Annotated in this window: 9 protein-coding genes, 1 tRNA gene and 3 rRNA genes; 1 reads left to right on the top strand and 12 read right to left on the bottom strand. The window is 39.9% G+C overall.

Going from position 1 to position 16,889, the window contains the following annotated elements:
* Window positions 1-10: 10 nt before the first annotated feature.
* The 7 genes from ftsA to mraZ are packed head-to-tail and all read right to left on the bottom strand — an operon-like array spanning window position 11 to window position 6,336.
* Window positions 11-1,255 (bottom strand): cell division protein FtsA, encoded by a 1,245-nt coding sequence (gene ftsA, locus TDE_RS05775; RefSeq protein ID WP_002678694.1) that lies wholly within the window; start codon window positions 1,253-1,255, stop codon window positions 11-13.
* The gene (locus tag TDE_RS05770; RefSeq protein WP_002668441.1) at window positions 1,248-2,105 is read right to left on the bottom strand and encodes a cell division protein FtsQ/DivIB; all 858 of its coding nucleotides are present in this window, start codon (window positions 2,103-2,105) and stop codon (window positions 1,248-1,250) included. Before TDE_RS05770 ends, ftsA begins: the two co-directional genes overlap by 8 nt.
* Window positions 2,106-3,239, bottom strand: coding sequence for a putative lipid II flippase FtsW (gene ftsW, locus TDE_RS05765; RefSeq protein ID WP_002677685.1), 1,134 nt, complete (start codon window positions 3,237-3,239; stop codon window positions 2,106-2,108). It abuts the gene before it with no gap.
* Window positions 3,240-4,670 (bottom strand): UDP-N-acetylmuramoyl-tripeptide--D-alanyl-D-alanine ligase, encoded by a 1,431-nt coding sequence (locus tag TDE_RS05760; RefSeq protein WP_002678687.1) that lies wholly within the window; start codon window positions 4,668-4,670, stop codon window positions 3,240-3,242.
* Window positions 4,663-4,947 carry a cell division protein FtsL gene (locus tag TDE_RS05755; RefSeq protein WP_002668438.1) on the bottom strand — a complete coding sequence of 95 codons (285 nt, stop codon included), beginning with the start codon at window positions 4,945-4,947 and terminating at the stop codon, window positions 4,663-4,665. The genes TDE_RS05760 and TDE_RS05755 overlap by 8 nt, the downstream gene beginning before the upstream one ends.
* A gap of 1 nt (window position 4,948) precedes the next feature.
* On the bottom strand, window positions 4,949-5,896 hold the full coding sequence (gene rsmH, locus TDE_RS05750) for a 16S rRNA (cytosine(1402)-N(4))-methyltransferase RsmH (protein ID WP_002678681.1): 948 nt from the start codon (window positions 5,894-5,896) through the stop codon (window positions 4,949-4,951).
* A gap of 5 nt (window positions 5,897-5,901) precedes the next feature.
* Entirely contained in the window at window positions 5,902-6,336 is a 435-nt protein-coding gene (gene mraZ / locus TDE_RS05745) for a division/cell wall cluster transcriptional repressor MraZ (RefSeq protein ID WP_002678680.1), read from the bottom strand.
* 310 nt (window positions 6,337-6,646) lie between these two features.
* Here mraZ and TDE_RS05740 point away from each other — a divergent pair, with 310 nt between their 5' ends.
* Window positions 6,647-8,704 carry a prolyl oligopeptidase family serine peptidase gene (locus TDE_RS05740; RefSeq protein WP_002678678.1) on the top strand — a complete coding sequence of 686 codons (2,058 nt, stop codon included), beginning with the start codon at window positions 6,647-6,649 and terminating at the stop codon, window positions 8,702-8,704.
* A gap of 40 nt (window positions 8,705-8,744) precedes the next feature.
* On the opposite strand, the gene TDE_RS05735 is transcribed toward TDE_RS05740, so the two are convergent.
* From TDE_RS05735 to TDE_RS05715, 5 genes are all read right to left on the bottom strand, one after another.
* Window positions 8,745-11,315 carry a DUF2339 domain-containing protein gene (locus TDE_RS05735; protein ID WP_002678675.1) on the bottom strand — a complete coding sequence of 857 codons (2,571 nt, stop codon included), beginning with the start codon at window positions 11,313-11,315 and terminating at the stop codon, window positions 8,745-8,747.
* Between the two features lie 190 nt (window positions 11,316-11,505).
* Window positions 11,506-11,617: ribosomal RNA gene (gene rrf / locus TDE_RS05730) — 5S ribosomal RNA — on the bottom strand.
* Window positions 11,618-11,723: 106 nt separating this feature from the next.
* A 23S ribosomal RNA gene (locus TDE_RS05725) occupies window positions 11,724-14,685 on the bottom strand.
* Between the two features lie 185 nt (window positions 14,686-14,870).
* Window positions 14,871-14,944: transfer RNA gene (locus tag TDE_RS05720), tRNA-Ile, on the bottom strand.
* 127 nt (window positions 14,945-15,071) lie between these two features.
* Window positions 15,072-16,616, bottom strand: a 16S ribosomal RNA gene (locus TDE_RS05715).
* Together the 16S, 23S and 5S rRNA genes with 1 tRNA gene alongside form the textbook arrangement of a ribosomal RNA operon.
* Window positions 16,617-16,889: the final 273 nt, after the last annotated feature.

Raw genomic sequence — 16,889 nt, 5'->3', positions numbered from 1 at the left:
GTATGCAATTTTAAAATAATTCTTTTATAAAATTTTTTATTTTTGAAACAACAAGCCCCGAATTTTCTTTTCTGGAACTTGAAACCTTACCTATTTTATTTTGATCATCTAATCTATGCAATATTAATCCCAACACCGTAGCGAACTCCGGGCTTCGATATCGCCCTACAACTCCTCCTATAGTTGAAGGAATTCCCAGTCTGGCAGATTGCATACCGAATATTTCATCAGCTAATTCCGTTGTACCGTTTAGCAAGGCTCCGCCTCCGCATATTATAACGGAACCGCCAAGGCGGGAACCTTGCGTAAGGTCATCCACCTTATTTTTTACCATTACAAAAATTTCAGCCATGCGGGCTTGCAATATTTCGCAAATCTCACTTCTATAAATTTCTTCAGGTCCTCTTCCTCCAAAAGCCGGAATTAAAACCTGCTCATCTCTTTCAACAAAAGGCATCCAGCAGCATCCGCTTGATATTTTTATTTTTTCCGCCGTATCAAACGGAATACTTTTTACTATTGCAAGATCATTGGTAACCTGTATTCCGCCTACAGGTAATGCGGCCGTAATTATAGGTCCTCCGTTTTGCATAACAACTATATCGGTAGTGCCTGCTCCGATATCTATTAAAATTGAACCAAGCTCTTGTTCATCATTTGTCATAACAGCTCTTACATCCGCCAAACCGTTATGCATTAAGCCGTCTATATTTAAATCGGCTCTTTGAACACAGTTTGGAATATTTTTCATAGAGGTTGCTACACCCGTTATTAAATGAACCTCGGCTTCAAGTCTTGTACCTATCATATTTAGCGGATCTTTGATTCCACGCTGCCTATCTACCGTATAAGACTGAGGCACAACATGAATTATTTCTCTATCTCCTGTAAACTCAACAGCCTGTGCAGAATTAATTACTGCATCTATATCGGAGCGGTCGATTTCCTTATTATTTTTACCCTTGTCTCTTATAGGAAAAACACCCTTAGAGTTGACTCCCTCTATATGAACTCCGCCCAAGCCGACAGTACAATGGGAAATATCTACACCGGACATAACCTCAGCCTCATCAACAGCCTTATTTATACCCTGAACGGTATTCTCAATATTAGTGACAATACCCCGATGTATGCCCGTCGATTCACTCATACCGATACCCGTTATCTGTAAATGCCCTTCGTCATTTTTTTCGGCAACAACAACTCGAATATTTTTACTTCCTATATCCAAACCTACGATTATATCATCACTCATCTTTAGCCTCTCTTTTTATATAAACGGCATTAGCACCACGTAGATCAATTCCAATAATATTTTTTTCTAAATTTATATCCTTAACTACATCCAGAATAAGGATCATATATTGTAAAGATTCTTCCGTCAAAAATTTATTGGTTATAACCGATAATCTACTCTTTACAGGATAGAGAATCAAATCATAACCTCCGTATTTTTTAGGTTGAATTTTTATTTCCGATATTTCATTTAATAAAACGGGATGTTTTTTTTGTAAAATATCCAACTGAACAAAAAGCTGAGAAAGTTTTTCGTTAACCTGCATACCTTCACGAGGACTTTTAAATGTAAGCCCTGTAATAATAGGCAAATTTGATTTAATAATAGGAGAACCTATCCTAAAAACCACACCGTAACCGTCAATTTCCATTGGAACGGTTCTTCCTTCAACTTCGGTAAAAGCCAAAGCAACAGCCTTTCTTTCAACTATTTTAATTGAAACCTTATCGGGAAATTTCTTTTCTACGGTAACGGATGCAATTCCGGGATATGATACAAGTTTTTTAGAAATCTCAGAGGAATCTATAGAAAGCCATTTAGTATTACTTTCGATTCCTGCTAGTTTTTTTACTTCTATCGAACTTAAATCGGAACAACCCGAAATATTTACTGCTGCTATAGAACTATAGGGTAAAATTATTGCATAATAAATAATCTCTCCCAATAAGAGCAAGACAAAACTAATAATAAGAAATCTAACTACTGCCGATTTAAGCTTTGATGATTTATTATCATTAATAACTTTTTCTTTAACATATGCATCATTCAAATATTCATTTTTTTTCCAAGTATACAAAATATCAGCCATCTATTTCTCCTTTTTATTCACATATCCTGATGCATTTAAAATTAGACCGCATAAAGAAAACGTAACTACCAATGATGATCCTCCCGATGAAAAAAAAGGAAGGGGTATTCCTGTGGCCGGAATCATTTTTGAAACAACAGCACAATTTACCAGTGACTGAGATAGTATACAACTTACAGCCCCAAAAGCTACATAAGCACCGAATCTGCTCCTACAACCAAAAGCTATCCTATAGCCGAAAAATGCAAAAAAGGCAAGTAATGCAATATAAAACACAACACCTATAAATCCCATTTCCTCAGCCCATACAACAAATATAAAATCGGAATATATTTCAGGTACACTTGCTATTTTACGTAAACCGTTTCCTAATCCTTGCCCCCAAACTCCACCGCTTGTCAATGCATTAAGAGCAGCCTGTATTTGAAAACCTGAATCTAAAGGACTCCTTGAAGGATCCAAAAAAGATAGAACTCTTTCCATTCTATATTCTTTTGTTATAATCATCAAAATAAAGATTGGTGCAAAACTTACAAATCCTTTAATAAACCATAATATCGGAACACCTGCTATAAAGAACATCAAACCGGCTATAAAAAAGATAAACATCGAAGAAGAAAAGTCATTTTCCAAATATACCAAAAAAGCAAACAAAGATATTATAACAAAAGGCGTAATAATCGAAACTAAAGGCTGATCATAATTACCGTTTTTCTTGTCGAAAAAATTAGCTAAAAATAAAATTAAAGAAAGCTTTAAAAGCTCCGAAGGCTGAAACATAAAACCTGCAATATTTATCCATCGGGAAGCACCGTTTCTTTCTTCTCCGATTCCTGGAATAAACGGAAGCAGACAAAAAATAAAAGTCGCAAGCATAATAAAAGGCAGCATTTTTCTTATTGTAGAAAAATCTACAAAGAGAAAAAACGTCATTGCAATGATACCTGCAATAAAATGTTTTATTTGCTTACCGACAAAATAAAGGTGATTGTCAAAAAAACGTTGAGCGTAATGAATAGAACCGGAATACAGGGTCGCAAAGCCGACGCCGAAAAGGAGAAGAACCGACATTGCAAAAACAAAGTCATACTTTTCAGAGTGAATATTTTTCTTTGCAATAATATGTTTCACCATTTAAATCTCCCCTTCTTTTAAAACGGATTCCAATCTTTCAAGTTCCATTGATCTTGAACCTTTTAATAAAACAAAATCATCTTTAGACAAATTTTCTTTAAGCTGTTCTTTTAATGCATCGAATTGATTTGTTTTAAACTTATATATTTTTTTTGAAGAAGAAACGTTCATACCTTCAAAAGCGGAACAAATATCATCTCCAAAAAAGTATAAATTATCGGCATTTGATTTTAATGCATCTTCAATTATTTTTTTATGCTCATAGTCGGATTCAGCCCCCAGCTCAAGCATAGATGCCAAAACATAATGTTTTGCACATTCGGTATTTATAGAATCACAAAACTCTATTGCACTTTTCATCGAGTCGGGATTTGCATTATAGCAATCCAAAAAATAGGTTACAAAGCCGTGCAAGACCTGCGATCTACCAAACAGAGGCCGCACGGCTTCTAAACCCGATTTAATTTCCTTAGCCGAAAAACCTTTTTTTTCCGCCAAGGCTATACATAAAAGAGCATTTTTTACATTATACACTCCGGGTAATGGGAATAAAATTTCTTCTCCTTTATAAAAAATTTTAGAACCCAATACACCGGCATCTTCAACCTTTTGCACCAATGAAGAATCATTATCTGAAACCGTAAAAACAGAACCATGAGGAATATCTTTTAAGAAATCCGTAAATTCACATTCAGGAATAAAGCCTAAAGAGTCATCTTTAAAAAAAGAAAAAATTTCTTTTTTTTCCTCAGCAATTGCCTGCTTTGTGCCGAGAATACCGATATGGGCAGTTCCTATGTTTGTAATTATAGCGGCGTTTGGTAAAAGAACGCTTGCTATTTCGGCTATCTCCCCCTTACGGTTCATGCCAAGCTCAAATATTCCGGCTTCATGTTCGGGCCGTACTTCAAAAACGGAAAGAGGTAAACCTGTTTCGGAATTTAAATTACCCTTTGTCGATACGGTATTATATTTTTTAGAATATATAGAAGCCAAAATTTCTTTTGTAGTTGTTTTACCGCTTGACCCCGTAATACCTATTTTATAAAGATTGGGAAATTTCGACAAATAATATCTTGCAGCATCCTGTAAGGCTTTTAAATTATTTTTTACGGCAACACATGAAGCATCATAGTTTTTGCACAATGACAATAATGCAGTTTCATTTTCATCAAGATAATCAAAGTCAACAACAAAAAATTTAGCTCCATTCTTTAAAGCAGGCTCTATGTAAACATGCCCGTCCTGATTTTCACCTCGTAAAGGAATAAAGAGAGAATTATTTTTTACATTACGGCTGTCCATGACTACAGAAGAAAACGCTTTAGAGGAATTAGATTCATAAACAAGCCATGCACCGGTACTTGTAAGCAATTCATCAAGATTCATAAGAGAATAGTCTAAATTATTGCTTAAGTTTTCTCTAACCATCCTTATTCTCCTTTGAAATTGAAACCCTCAAAATCTCGGCCGACAAAGCTTTTCTCATTTTTAATTCTTCAACGGCAATTCTTTCGATACGCTCAGGCTTCGATAAAATAGAAATACCGGAAATTTTCTTTTTATTTTCATCAATAATTTTAGACTGTTCTTTATTATAATCAGCCAAATCCCTTTCAACACTTGTATAACGCGAAGACTGCAAAACCACTGCAAACAAAAAAAGAGGAATAAACAATGTGAAAAGCACAGCAAGTATTTTTTTCATTTTAACTCTCCCGATAATCAATTTTACGCACAACCCTAAGGCGTGCACTCCTCGACGGAGGATTAAGCCTTATTTCTTCATCCGAAGCCTTAACGGCTTTTTTTGTTAAAACTTCAGCCCTAGGCCTACCCCCGCACTTACATATCGGCATATTTTCGGGACAGGTACAGCTTTTCCCTAATTCTTTAAAATAGAACTTTACAATTCTATCCTCAAGAGAATGAAAAGTAATAAGCCCAAGCCGTCCGTTAGGAGCCAAAACCGAAAAAGCCGCTTCCAAAAGACGAGGTAGTCTATCAAGCTCTCCATTCACTGCAATTCTAAGAGCTTGAAAAGTTTTTGTTGCAGGATGAATTTTTCCATGCCTGTAATTTTGAGGGACAGCCTTGTAAATACAATCAGCCAATTCTTTTGCATTACTAAAAGCCGCCGCAGCTCTTTGTTCAACTATACGGGAAGCTATCTTTCTTGAGTAACGCTCTTCACCGTAATTAAAAATTAAATCCGCCAAATCTTTTTCATTATAAGAATTGACAATATCGGCGGCACTCAGCCTAAGCTCAGGATTAAGCCGCATATCCAAGGGTTCGTCAGAAGAAAAAGAAAATCCCCTCCCCGATTTTACATAGTGAAACATGGATATTCCTAAATCCAAAAGAATTAAATTCGGAGGAGCAAAGTCTTTCGGGTAATTTTTAAAAAACTCATCGGACCAGCCTAAGTGAAACCGGATGCGTTCACCGAAGGGTTTTAACCTTTCTTTTGCCCGTTCTTGAATAGAAACATCGGCATCAACGCCTATCGCATTCAGTTGAGGATATCTTTTTAAAAAAGCTTCAGTATGTCCGCCTTCTCCCAATGTTCCGTCTACAAAAAGATTATCGGAAGCATCGGGTTTTAAGAATTCGAGACATTCCTCAAGCAAGACCGATGTATGGACTGGCTGCATAAGACCTAAAAACCTATTTCACCCAAAGCTTCGGCAGCTTCAGAAAAATCCGGCTCACTCTCCTTTAAATATTTTTCATATTGCTTTAGGTCCCACAATTCAAAGCATTTACCGAGACCTAAAATAATGCAGTCTTTTTCGAGCCCTGCACACTCGCGGAGGCTCTGGGGAATAGATATACGGCCGTTTTTATCAACTTCAATTTCTTGTGCCGGAGCAATTAAGCGCCTCATAACCAACAAGGATTGAGCTTTAAATAGGGAAGTTTTCTTCATAATCTCATCCGAAAACTTTTTCCATTTATCCGCAGTAAAAATCCAAAGACAGTTACCTACACCTCTTGTAATAACCAAATTTGAATCGGGTAATTCTGCACGAATTTTAGCCGGAAACATAATTCTTCCTTTTTCGTCAAGAGTATTCTTATATTCTCCGGTCATTGCAAAATTACCCACTTTTTACTACTTTCTCCCACTTAAACCCATTTTATCACAAAAAATTAGAATGTCAAGCGGTTTATATCGGAAAAGTGTATTTTTTTTGTTTTTTTTACTATTTTTTTTAAACTACTTGAAAAAAAACATAGTTTCTTCTATATATTATATGCGGTTTGTAAACAAACCGCTTGAAAAAACTTTTTTCAAGATTTGATTCGCTATCCGCTTTAGCGGATACGATGAAAAAGTTCCTTGCAGAACATAGCCGCAAGGCTCTGATAATCCTTGCAAAAAGTTTTTATAGGAGAAGATTATGCAATATAAAAAATCGGATGTTTCCGACAATTATTTTGGAACCATCGTGCCTGATCCGTACCGATGGCTTGAAGACGATAATGCACCCGAAGTCATAGCTTGGGTTAAAGAAGAAAATAAAAAAACCGAAGATTTTTTATCCAAAATCTCTTTCAGAGGAGAGCTAAAAAAACGGCTTGAAGAAATTTGGGATTATGAAAAACGTTCAGGTCTTTTTAAGGCAGGAAATTTCTATTATTTTTTTAGAACGGAAGGCTTACAAAATCAAAGCATTATGTGCCGCCAAAGCGGAAACATAAAGGCGGAAAGCTCTCCTGAAGTCTTTTTTGATCCGAATAAGCTAAGCGCGGACGGAACTACGGCCTTAAAAAATCTTGCCTTTTCCAAGGATGGAAAATACATGGCCTACTCCGTATCGGGAAGCGGCTCCGACTGGGAAGAAATCTTTGTCTTTGATGCCGAAAAAAAAGCCGATACGGGAGAACACATCCACTGGGTAAAATTTTCCAATATTGCATGGTATAAGGACGGTTTTTTTTACAGCTCATACGATACTCCCGATAAAGGAAAATCTTTAACCGAAAAAAACGAATTCCAAAAGTTAAAATACCATAAACTTGGAACAAAAGAAAGCGATGACCTTCTCATTTTTGAGGACAAGGATCATCCCCTGCGCTCTTTTTCTGCAAGTACAACTGAAGACGAGAAAACCCTCCTTCTTACCGCTTTTGAAGTAGGAAGTGAGGGCAATATGCTCTTTGTTGCGGATCTAAGCGAAGGTCTTCCGAAATGTTCACACTGCTTTAAACAATACAACACTCATTTTAATGACAGTGTCTGGCCCCTTGAAACCGAAAACGGCTTTTTATATTTATTAACAAATAAACAAGCTCCATTTTACCGAGTTGTAAAGACATCTTTAAACAATATAAGTGAAAAGTCCATCGATGAAGTAATCCCTCAAAAAGACTGCCTTTTATCAAGCGCGGCCCTTTGCGGAGGAAAACTTCTTACGGTTTACTTGAGGGATGTTCAGGATGAGGCCTTTATCTGCGGCCTTGACGGAAAAAATAGCACAAAAATAAATCTGCCTGCAAATGGAAGTATTTCTTTTTCAGGAACACGAAAAAATGAAGACTCTTTATTTTTCAATTTTACCTCTTATACAACTCCCAACAAAATCATACGCTATGATATAAAAACAAACAGTTTAACCGACTTTTTTGTTCCTGCCATTCCAATCAACACAGGAGATTTTAAATGCGAACAGGTCTTTTTTAAGAGCAAGGACGGAACAAAAATTCCTATGCACATTGTTTCAAAAAAAGATATTAAACTCGATGGAAGTAACCCTACGATTATGTATGGGTACGGAGGCTTTGCTATTTCTCTTCCACCTGCCTTTTCTGCAGCCAGAATGGCCTTTTTGGAAAAAGGAGGCATCTTTGCCTGCGTAAATTTACGCGGCGGCCTTGAATACGGAGAAGCATGGCACTCGGCAGGAAAAAAGATGAAAAAACAAAACGTCTTCGACGATTTTATTGCAGCCGGAGAATATTTGATAGAACACAAATATACTTCAAGCAAAAAACTTGCAATTCAAGGAGGCTCAAACGGAGGCCTTTTAATAGGAGCCGTAACAAACCAACGCCCCGATCTTTTTGCCGTTGCAATCCCTCAGGTTGGAGTCTTGGACATGCTCCGCTACCAGCATTTTACCATAGGCTGGGCTTGGGTCGATGAATACGGAAGCAGCGAGGACAGTAAGGAGATGTTTGAATATCTTTATGCTTACTCGCCCCTCCATAACGTAAAAGAAGGAGTCAATTATCCTTCCATTATGGTATGTACGGGAGACCATGATGACAGGGTTGTTCCTGCACACTCCTTTAAGTATGCTCAAGCCTTGCACGATACTTACAAGGGAGAAAACCCTATCCTCATCCGTATAACCGAAAAAGCGGGCCACGGAGCCGGCAAACCCACTGCAAAGATAATAGAAGAAACGGCGGATATCTACGCCTTTATCTTTAAGCAAACCGGTCATATAATCTAAACCGATCAAGAGAGCCTTTTAAATTTTTTTTAAAGGCTCTCTAACTTTCTTCAGTTTTTTCAATTTCAGGTTTCCCAAACTTTTTTAACATGGGCTGAATTGCATAACTCAGCAAAAGAAGGGCGACGCCAAAAACCAAGGATGTAATAACCTTCGATAAAATATTCAAAGTATTTAAGTCAATAATAATCAGCTTTGCCGCAACAAAGATTATCAGCCCAAGCGAAATATAAACCATCCTAGCCCTTCCCTTCCGCAAATAATAAACAAAGGAAGCTATAGAATAAAAAGCCCAAAGAAGGGTTAAAATACCTCCGTTTTTTACGGGGAGATAAATATCCACAAAGCTCAAAAAAACAAAGATAAGACTGATAACTGCAAAGTAAAGAATTTGAGGCAGTTTTAGTATCTTAAAAAAAGCAATCAATATAAGGGCATTTAAAATATTTATTACAACCGAAAGAATATCTATATTCCAAATTTTAATGAGGATTGCATCACGGTGCGGCATATGGCTGTAAACAAATATGTAATAAAAAAATGCAACGGTAATCAAAAATATACGGCCGACATTTAAACTTACCTTATCTTTATTAAGTTTATTTTTATAAAATTTATCCAAAGCTAAAATAAAAAGTCCCGAAAGTAAAATTCCGTATCTAAATTGATCTGCTGCAATAGAAAAATCGAAGAGTAGAATTTTCAACATTAAAATAAAAAAGCAAAGCCTGTAAAAAAATCGGGCATTTTCAGTTTTTTCTTTTATTAGAGAAAGACCGTAAACTGCAAAACTTAGAGCCGCTTCAATTCCAAGAAAAAGATATACATAAGAGCGGTTCCATTTAAAAAAACAATTTAAAGTATCTGCAAACGAAAATAAAAATAAAATAAAAATTCCTGCATCTACAGCCCGCTCATAGAACCATCCTTTTTTAAGTTTATGATGCATAAGGTTATAAAGGGCTATGAGAATGAGCGTAAGACCTTGAGCAAAAATTTCCGTCCTCTTTATATCAAGTTTATACAAACTGAAGATCAAAAATATAAAAATATAGGCTTGAAAAACAAACCCTTGATAAGCCTTTTTAAATTTTTCTTTTTGTACAAAAACCGATAAGCCCATCGGAACAAGATAAAAAGCTCCTTGAAGGAAAAAGAAGATCGGCGTAAAACTTTCGAAATCCCGTCCAAGTGAAATTATCGCCATTATATAAGCTGCAGCAAAAAGAATGTGAAGCAAAACGAAAACTTTTAATTCTTCTTTTTTGCGGAAAAGCCAAAATCCTAAAAAGGCCATACTTAATATAAGGACGGGCTGAATATCGTATGTAAACCTGTCCACTACAGTTACATAAAGCGAAACCAATGTCCCTGCAAGGTAGATAAGCCCCAAATTATCCATTCTTTTTTTTCGGAAAGCAAGATAGGCTAAAACTATGTAAAAAAATGAAAAAATAAGATAGGTACTGCTTTGAGGTACAAATTTATAAACCGAAAGTTTATATGTTAAAAATAAGGAAAAGCCTAAATTTAAAACGGCAAAAGCAGGAGACAGAATTTTATCTCTTTTCTTTTCATCATCTTTTAAATAAAAATAAAGATCCGGAATGGTATGAACGGTCATCAATAAAAGAACAAGGCCAAAAAACAGAACCGCATCATCGACATTCAAAGCCGTGGTGAGTAAAAGACGGGTTAAAACTCCTAAAAATGAAATCAGCGAGATAAACTGCAAAAGCCTCCATCGCTTAAAAAAATAAACCGCCGATGAAAGGGCAGAAACAGCGAATACATAGAGCCCGAAGCCTGTCAAACCTAAAAAGCCTAAATCTACAGCAAAGGGAATTATAAGGGAACCAAGCAATCCGATTATTGATATTGATGAAGATGTGGTCATAATTGAAAGGGTGTAAGAAAAAGCCGTAATCAAGCTTAAAAATATAAAGGCGGAAAAATCCCCTAAAATACCGTACCTTAAATAGGCTGCATAGGCAGTAATATAAAAAACGGCTATACCTCCCCCAAATAGAACCTGACTTAACACAAGCCTCGATTTTGCCGAGCTCCTAAATCCGAAAAAGCAAAGAGCAGCACCAATCAAACCGCCTATAATCAAGGCTACCTCTTGCGTTATATATCCCTTGTCATAGCTTAACTTAAAGATAAAGCCCACTCCTATCAAAAGAAGGATAATCCCCAGCTTGCTTATAATGGATTCTATTGAAAATAATTTCTTAAAATACGGAGAAAGAGCAGCATGTTTTTCTTTAATTCCTTCTTGCTTTAAATCTTCTTTTACCTCATCATTAACAGATTCCTTAACAAACGAATTATTTGTATTATCTTCATTTCTAGAACCTTCTCCGGCCTTAATCCATACTTGAGCCTCAGGCTCTGCATTTACAGCTTCCGCCTTTTCATTGACGGGGATAGAAGCCTCAGTCTCAGAAGAAACATTAGAATTACCCTGAAATTTAAATTCCAAATCCGAAAGTTTACTTTTTAAACGAATAATTTCTTCTTCTTGCTTTTTTATTTTAAAAGCATTTTTGATAGGAAATATAAGAATATATAATATAAGAGCAATTACAATAACAAGAACTAATACCATAACCTAACTCCAGTCTTAAAGACATAAGAGTTAGATAATATCATTTTTTAAAAAATAAAGCAAGGAATCAACAACCCCGACACGAAGCATCGGGGTATGTTGTTCTCATAAGGTGGTTACAGTCGGCTTTAATACCCTTTGTTACGACGCAGAGCATCGGGGTATTAAAGCCTCCGCACGAATAAAAAAAGCCAGGCAGCATCCTACTTTCCCACTTGATCAGCAGTATCATCGGCGTAAGAGAGCTTGACTTCCGTGTTCGGGATGGGAACGGGTATTACCTCTCCACTATGGCCACCTGGCAATAATAAACAAATTAAGGACTTAAAACTTTATTTCAAGTTTTAAGTATACTAAAAAAGAGAACGAAGAAGAAAGTTAATATTACCAGAAAAAAGAAACAATAATATGGTCAAGCCTCACGACTTATTAGTATTGGTCGGCTGAACACATTACTGTGCTTAGACCTCCAACCTATCAACCTTGTAGTGTGCAAGGAGTCTTTAGGAGGGTTAAACCCTCAGGGATACGTAGTCTTGAGGCGGGCTTCCCACTTAGATGCCTTCAGCGGTTATCCCTTCCGAACTTAGCTACCCGGCAATTACCCTTGGCAGGATAACCGGTACACCAGAGGTTCGTCCATTTCGGTCCTCTCGTACTAAAAACAGCTCCTCTCACGTATCCAACGCCCATAGCAGATAGGGACCGAACTGTCTCGCGACGTTCTGAACCCAGCTCACGTACCGCTTTAATTGGCGAACAGCCAAACCCTTGGGACCTGCTTCAGCCCCAGGATGCGATGAGCCGACATCGAGGTGCCAAACATTCCCGTCGATGTGAACTCTTGGGGAATATCAGCCTGTTATCCCCGGAGTACCTTTTATCCGTTAAGTGACGGCGCTTCCACTCGCTACCGCCAGATCATTAAGACCTACTTTCGTATCTGCTTGAGCTGTCACTCTCGCAGTTAAGCCTCCTTGTGCCTTTACACTCGCTGCGCCGATTTCCAACCGGCGTGAGGAGACCTTCGCGCACCTCCGTTACTCTTTAGGAGGCGACCGCCCCAGTCAAACCGCCTGCCTATCACTGTCCCGCTTCCGGTTTCACGGACAGCGGTTAGAAACCTGATTTATCAAGGGTGGTATTTCACTTTTCGGCTCCACCCAACCTAACGGTCAAGCTTCATAGCCTCCCACCTATTCTACACATGATAAACCAAGTCCCAATAATAAGTTGCGGTGAAGGTTCACGGGGTCTTTCCGTCTAACTATGGGTAACCGGCTTCTTTACCGGTATATAAATTTCACCGAGTCTCGCGTTGAGACAGTGCCCAGAATCGTTACACCATTCGTGCGGGTCGGAACTTACCCGACAAGGAATTTCGCTACCTTAGGACCGTTATAGTTACGGCCGCCGTTTACCGGGGCTTCAATTCAAAGCTTCACATTGCTGTTAACCTCTCCTCTTAACCTTCCGGCACCGGGCAGGTGTCACCACCTATACGTCCCATTGCTGGTTCGCAGATGGCTGTGTTTTTGATAAACAGTCGCCTGGGCCTGCTTTCTGCCACCCCCTCATCTTTAAAAAAAAGGAGGTCACACTTTTTCCGAAGTTACGTGTGCATTTTGCCGAATTCCTTAACGCGAGTTCTCTCGAGCGCCTTAGATTTCTCATCCCATCTACCTGTGTCGGTTTACGGTACGGTCTTTTATAACCTAACCTTAGACAGTATTTCCCGGCACCTTGATTACGCCCGCTTCGATCCACCGTAGTTTCACTCGCTGTCGCAGCTTACCTTGAATAGCGGATTTGCCTGCTACTCTTTATAACGGCTCGCTTACTTTGACCGGCATCCGTTAGCCGGCCGGGTTTCACCTCATGCGTCCTGCCATCGAAATTATAAAAGGTATCGGAATATGAACCGATTTCCCATCGACTACGACCTTCGTCCTCGCCTTAGGGGCCGACTTACCCTGGGGAGATTACCTTTACCCAGGAAACCTTAGATTTTCGGCGGGGAGGGATCTCACCTCCCTTTTCGTTACTTATACCTGCATTCTCTCTTCCATCTCCTCCAGAATCCCTCGCGGGTATTCCTTCATCAGTTAATGGAATGCTCCCCTACCGCCTTATGCTCAAAAATGCATAAGACCCGTAGCTTCGGTATACTGCTTAGCCCCGTTACATTATCTGCGCATGGACACTCGACCAGTGAGCTGTTACGCACTCTTTAAAGGAATTGCTGCTTCTAAGCCAACCTCCTGGCTGTCTTTGTATCCACACTTCATTTCACACTCAAGCAGTATTTGGGGACCTTAGCTGACGGTCTGGGCTGTTTCCCTTTTGACTACGAACCTTAGCGCACGCAGTCTCACTCCCATACGTTGATTATCGGCATTCAGAGTTTAACTGGGTTTGGTAGGCTTTGACGCCCCCTAGTCCAACTAGTGCTTTACCTCCGATAATTTTGTATGAGGCTGTCCCTAAAGGCATTTCGGGGAGAACCAGCTATTTCCGGGTTTGATTAGCCTTTCACTCCTAGTCACAAGTCATCCATACCTTTTTTAACAGATTATAGTTCGGTCCTCCACAAGGTTTTACCCTTGCTTCAACCTGCTCATGACTAGATCACTCCGGCTTCGGGTCTACGACATGCAACTATTCGCCCTATTAAGACTCGGTTTCCCTTAGGCTCCGGAACTTCTATTCCTTAACCTCGCTGCATATCGTAACTCGCAGGCTCATTCTACAAAAGGCACGCTACCACCCTTAAAAGGGCTGTAACATCTTGTTGGTTTACGGTTTCAGGTTCTATTTCACTCCCCTTACTGGGGTTCTTTTCACCTTTCCCTCACGGTACTTGTTCACTATCGGTAGCTAAGTAGTATTTAGCCTTGGATCGTGGTCGACCCGGCTTCCGACAGGGTTTCTCGTGCCCCGCCGTACTCAGGTACTGCATCAACAAGTCCGATTTATTTCGCTTACGGGGGTTTCACCCTCTGCGCCAGGCTTTCCCAAAACCTTTCTGCTATAAATCGAATTTGTAACTTGTCGGTCCTACGCCGATGCAGCCCTTCAACTCCCTTTAAAGGGTTTAGGCTCCTCCAATTTCGCTCGCCGCTACTTTCGGAATCTCTTACTTGATTTCTTTTCCTTGAGTTACTTAGATGGTTCAGTTCACTCAGTATCGCTTTACCTCTCTATTTTATTCAAGAGCGTAATGTCAGTATCACTACTAACGGGTTACCCCATTCGGCTATTTCCGTATCACAGGATGTGTGCTCCTACACGGAACTTTTCGCAGCTTACCACGGCCTTCTTCGCCTCTTAGCTCCATAGGCATTCGCCATAAACCTATTCTCGCTTGACCATATTATTGTCCCTTCTTTCTTTACTCTTTTCGCTTAAAAAAGAAGTTTTGTATTTTTAGTTTTCTTTTACACTGTTATGTTTCAAACATTCCAGCGTCTTCATTCCCTTCCCTAGTTATGTCAAATATCTGTTCGCTCAGTTCTTTAAAAGAACTAAGTTATTGAGCCGATTCTTCAATCGGTATGGGCCTGATTAGAGTTGAACTAATGACCCCTTCCTTATCAGAGAAGTGCTCTAACCGACTGAGCTACAGGCCCTATAAAAAAAGAGTTTCAGGAAAGAACGAAAAGGAAGTATCAATTTGTCTTGTGTACTTCAAGACTAATATACATTGTATATTTTTATAGAAGGTTAAAAAACCTTCTATACTACCCTTTCTCTTAGAAAGGAGGTGATCCAGCCGCACCTTCCGGTACGGCTACCTTGTTACGACTTCACCCTCCTTACCAAACGTACCTTCGGCACCGTCCTCCCTTACGGGTTAGACTAGCGACTTCGGGTACCCTCGACTCGGATGGTGTGACGGGCGGTGTGTACAAGGCCCAGGAACGTATTCACCGCACCGTGCTGATGTGCGATTACTAGCGATTCCAACTTCATGAAGTCGAGTTTCAGACTTCAATCCGGACTACGATTGCTTTTTTGCGTTTTGCTTGACCTCGCGGTGTCGCTTCGATTTGTAGCAACCATTGTAGCACGTGTGTAGCCCTGGACGTAAGGGCCATGATGACTTGACGTCATCCCCACCTTCCTCCGATTTGTCATCGGCAGTTCCGCCAGAGTCCTCAGCTTTACCTGTTAGTAACTGGCAGTAGGGGTTGCGCTCGTTGCGGGACTTAACCCAACACCTCACGGCACGAGCTGACGACAGCCATGCAGCACCTGTCAAGAGCCGTATTGCTACGCTGCCATATCTCTATGTCATTGCTCTTGATGTCAAACCCAGGTAAGGTTTCTCGCGTATCATCGAATTAAACCACATGCTCCACCGCTTGTGTGGGCCCCCGTCAATTCCTTTGAGTTTCACCCTTGCGGGCATACTTCCCAGGCGGTACACTTAATGCGTTTGCGTCGGCACCGAAGCTCTTGCCCCGACACCTAGTGTACATCGTTTACTGTGCGGACTACCAGGGTATCTAATCCTGTTTGCTCCCCGCACCTTCGTATATCAGCGTCAATCATCGGCCAGAAACCCGCCTTCGCCACCGGTGTTCTTCCAAATATCTACAGATTCCACCCCTACACTTGGAATTCCGGTTTCCCCTCCGTGATTCAAGTCAAGCAGTACCCAATGCAGTTTACGAGTTGAGCTCGTAGATTTCACACCAGGCTTACCTAACCGCCTACATACCCTTTACGCCCAATAATTCCGAACAACGCTCGCCCCTTACGTGTTACCGCGGCTGCTGGCACGTAATTAGCCGGGGCTTATTCGCATGACTACCGTCATCAAAGAAGCATTCCCTCTTCTTCTTATTCTTCATCTGCAAAAGAATTTTACAACCTTTCGGCCTTCTTCATTCACACGGCGTCGCTCCGTCAGACTTTCGTCCATTGCGGAAGATTCTTAGCTGCTGCCTCCCGTAGGAGTTTGGGCCGTATCTCAGTCCCAATGTGTCCGTTCACCCTCTCAGGCCGGATACCCATCGTTGCCTTGGTGGGCCTTTACCTCACCAACCAGCTAATGGGACGCGGGCCCATCCTGAAGCGGAGCCGTAGCTCCTTTCCTCATTTACCTTTATGTAAATGAGCACATTCGGTATTATCTAATATTTCTACTAGCTATCCCCATCTTCAGGGCAGGTCACCCACGCGTTACTCACCAGTCCGCCACTCTAGGGGAGAGCAAGCTCTCCCTTACCGTTCGACTTGCATGCTTAAGACGCGCCGCCAGCGTTCGTTCTGAGCCAGGATCAAACTCTCCATCATTATTATTTCAAGCCGCCCTTAAAGAGCGGTTGATTTCTAATTTTAGTTTGTCCCTTACTTATTATTGTTAAGGAATTTGGTAAAGGCTAATCAGCTTAACCCTTACCGGTTTTTGATACTTTCCTTACCAAAAGCTTTACGCTTTGGCTATTTTTGTTCTTTCCCTTCCCTCTTAATTTCAAATATCATCCGCTAAAAACTTGTAAAAGTTATGTAGCGAGCAAAAAGGAGTATACAGTATTTTCTCACTTTTTGTCAAGAGCTTTTTAAAAG

It is taken from the genome of Treponema denticola ATCC 35405, from assembly GCF_000008185.1.
Classification (GTDB): Bacteria; Spirochaetota; Spirochaetia; order Treponematales; family Treponemataceae; genus Treponema_B; species Treponema_B denticola.
Note: the sequence above shows the minus strand (reverse complement) of the source record. Positions and strands in the feature narration are given on the sequence as shown.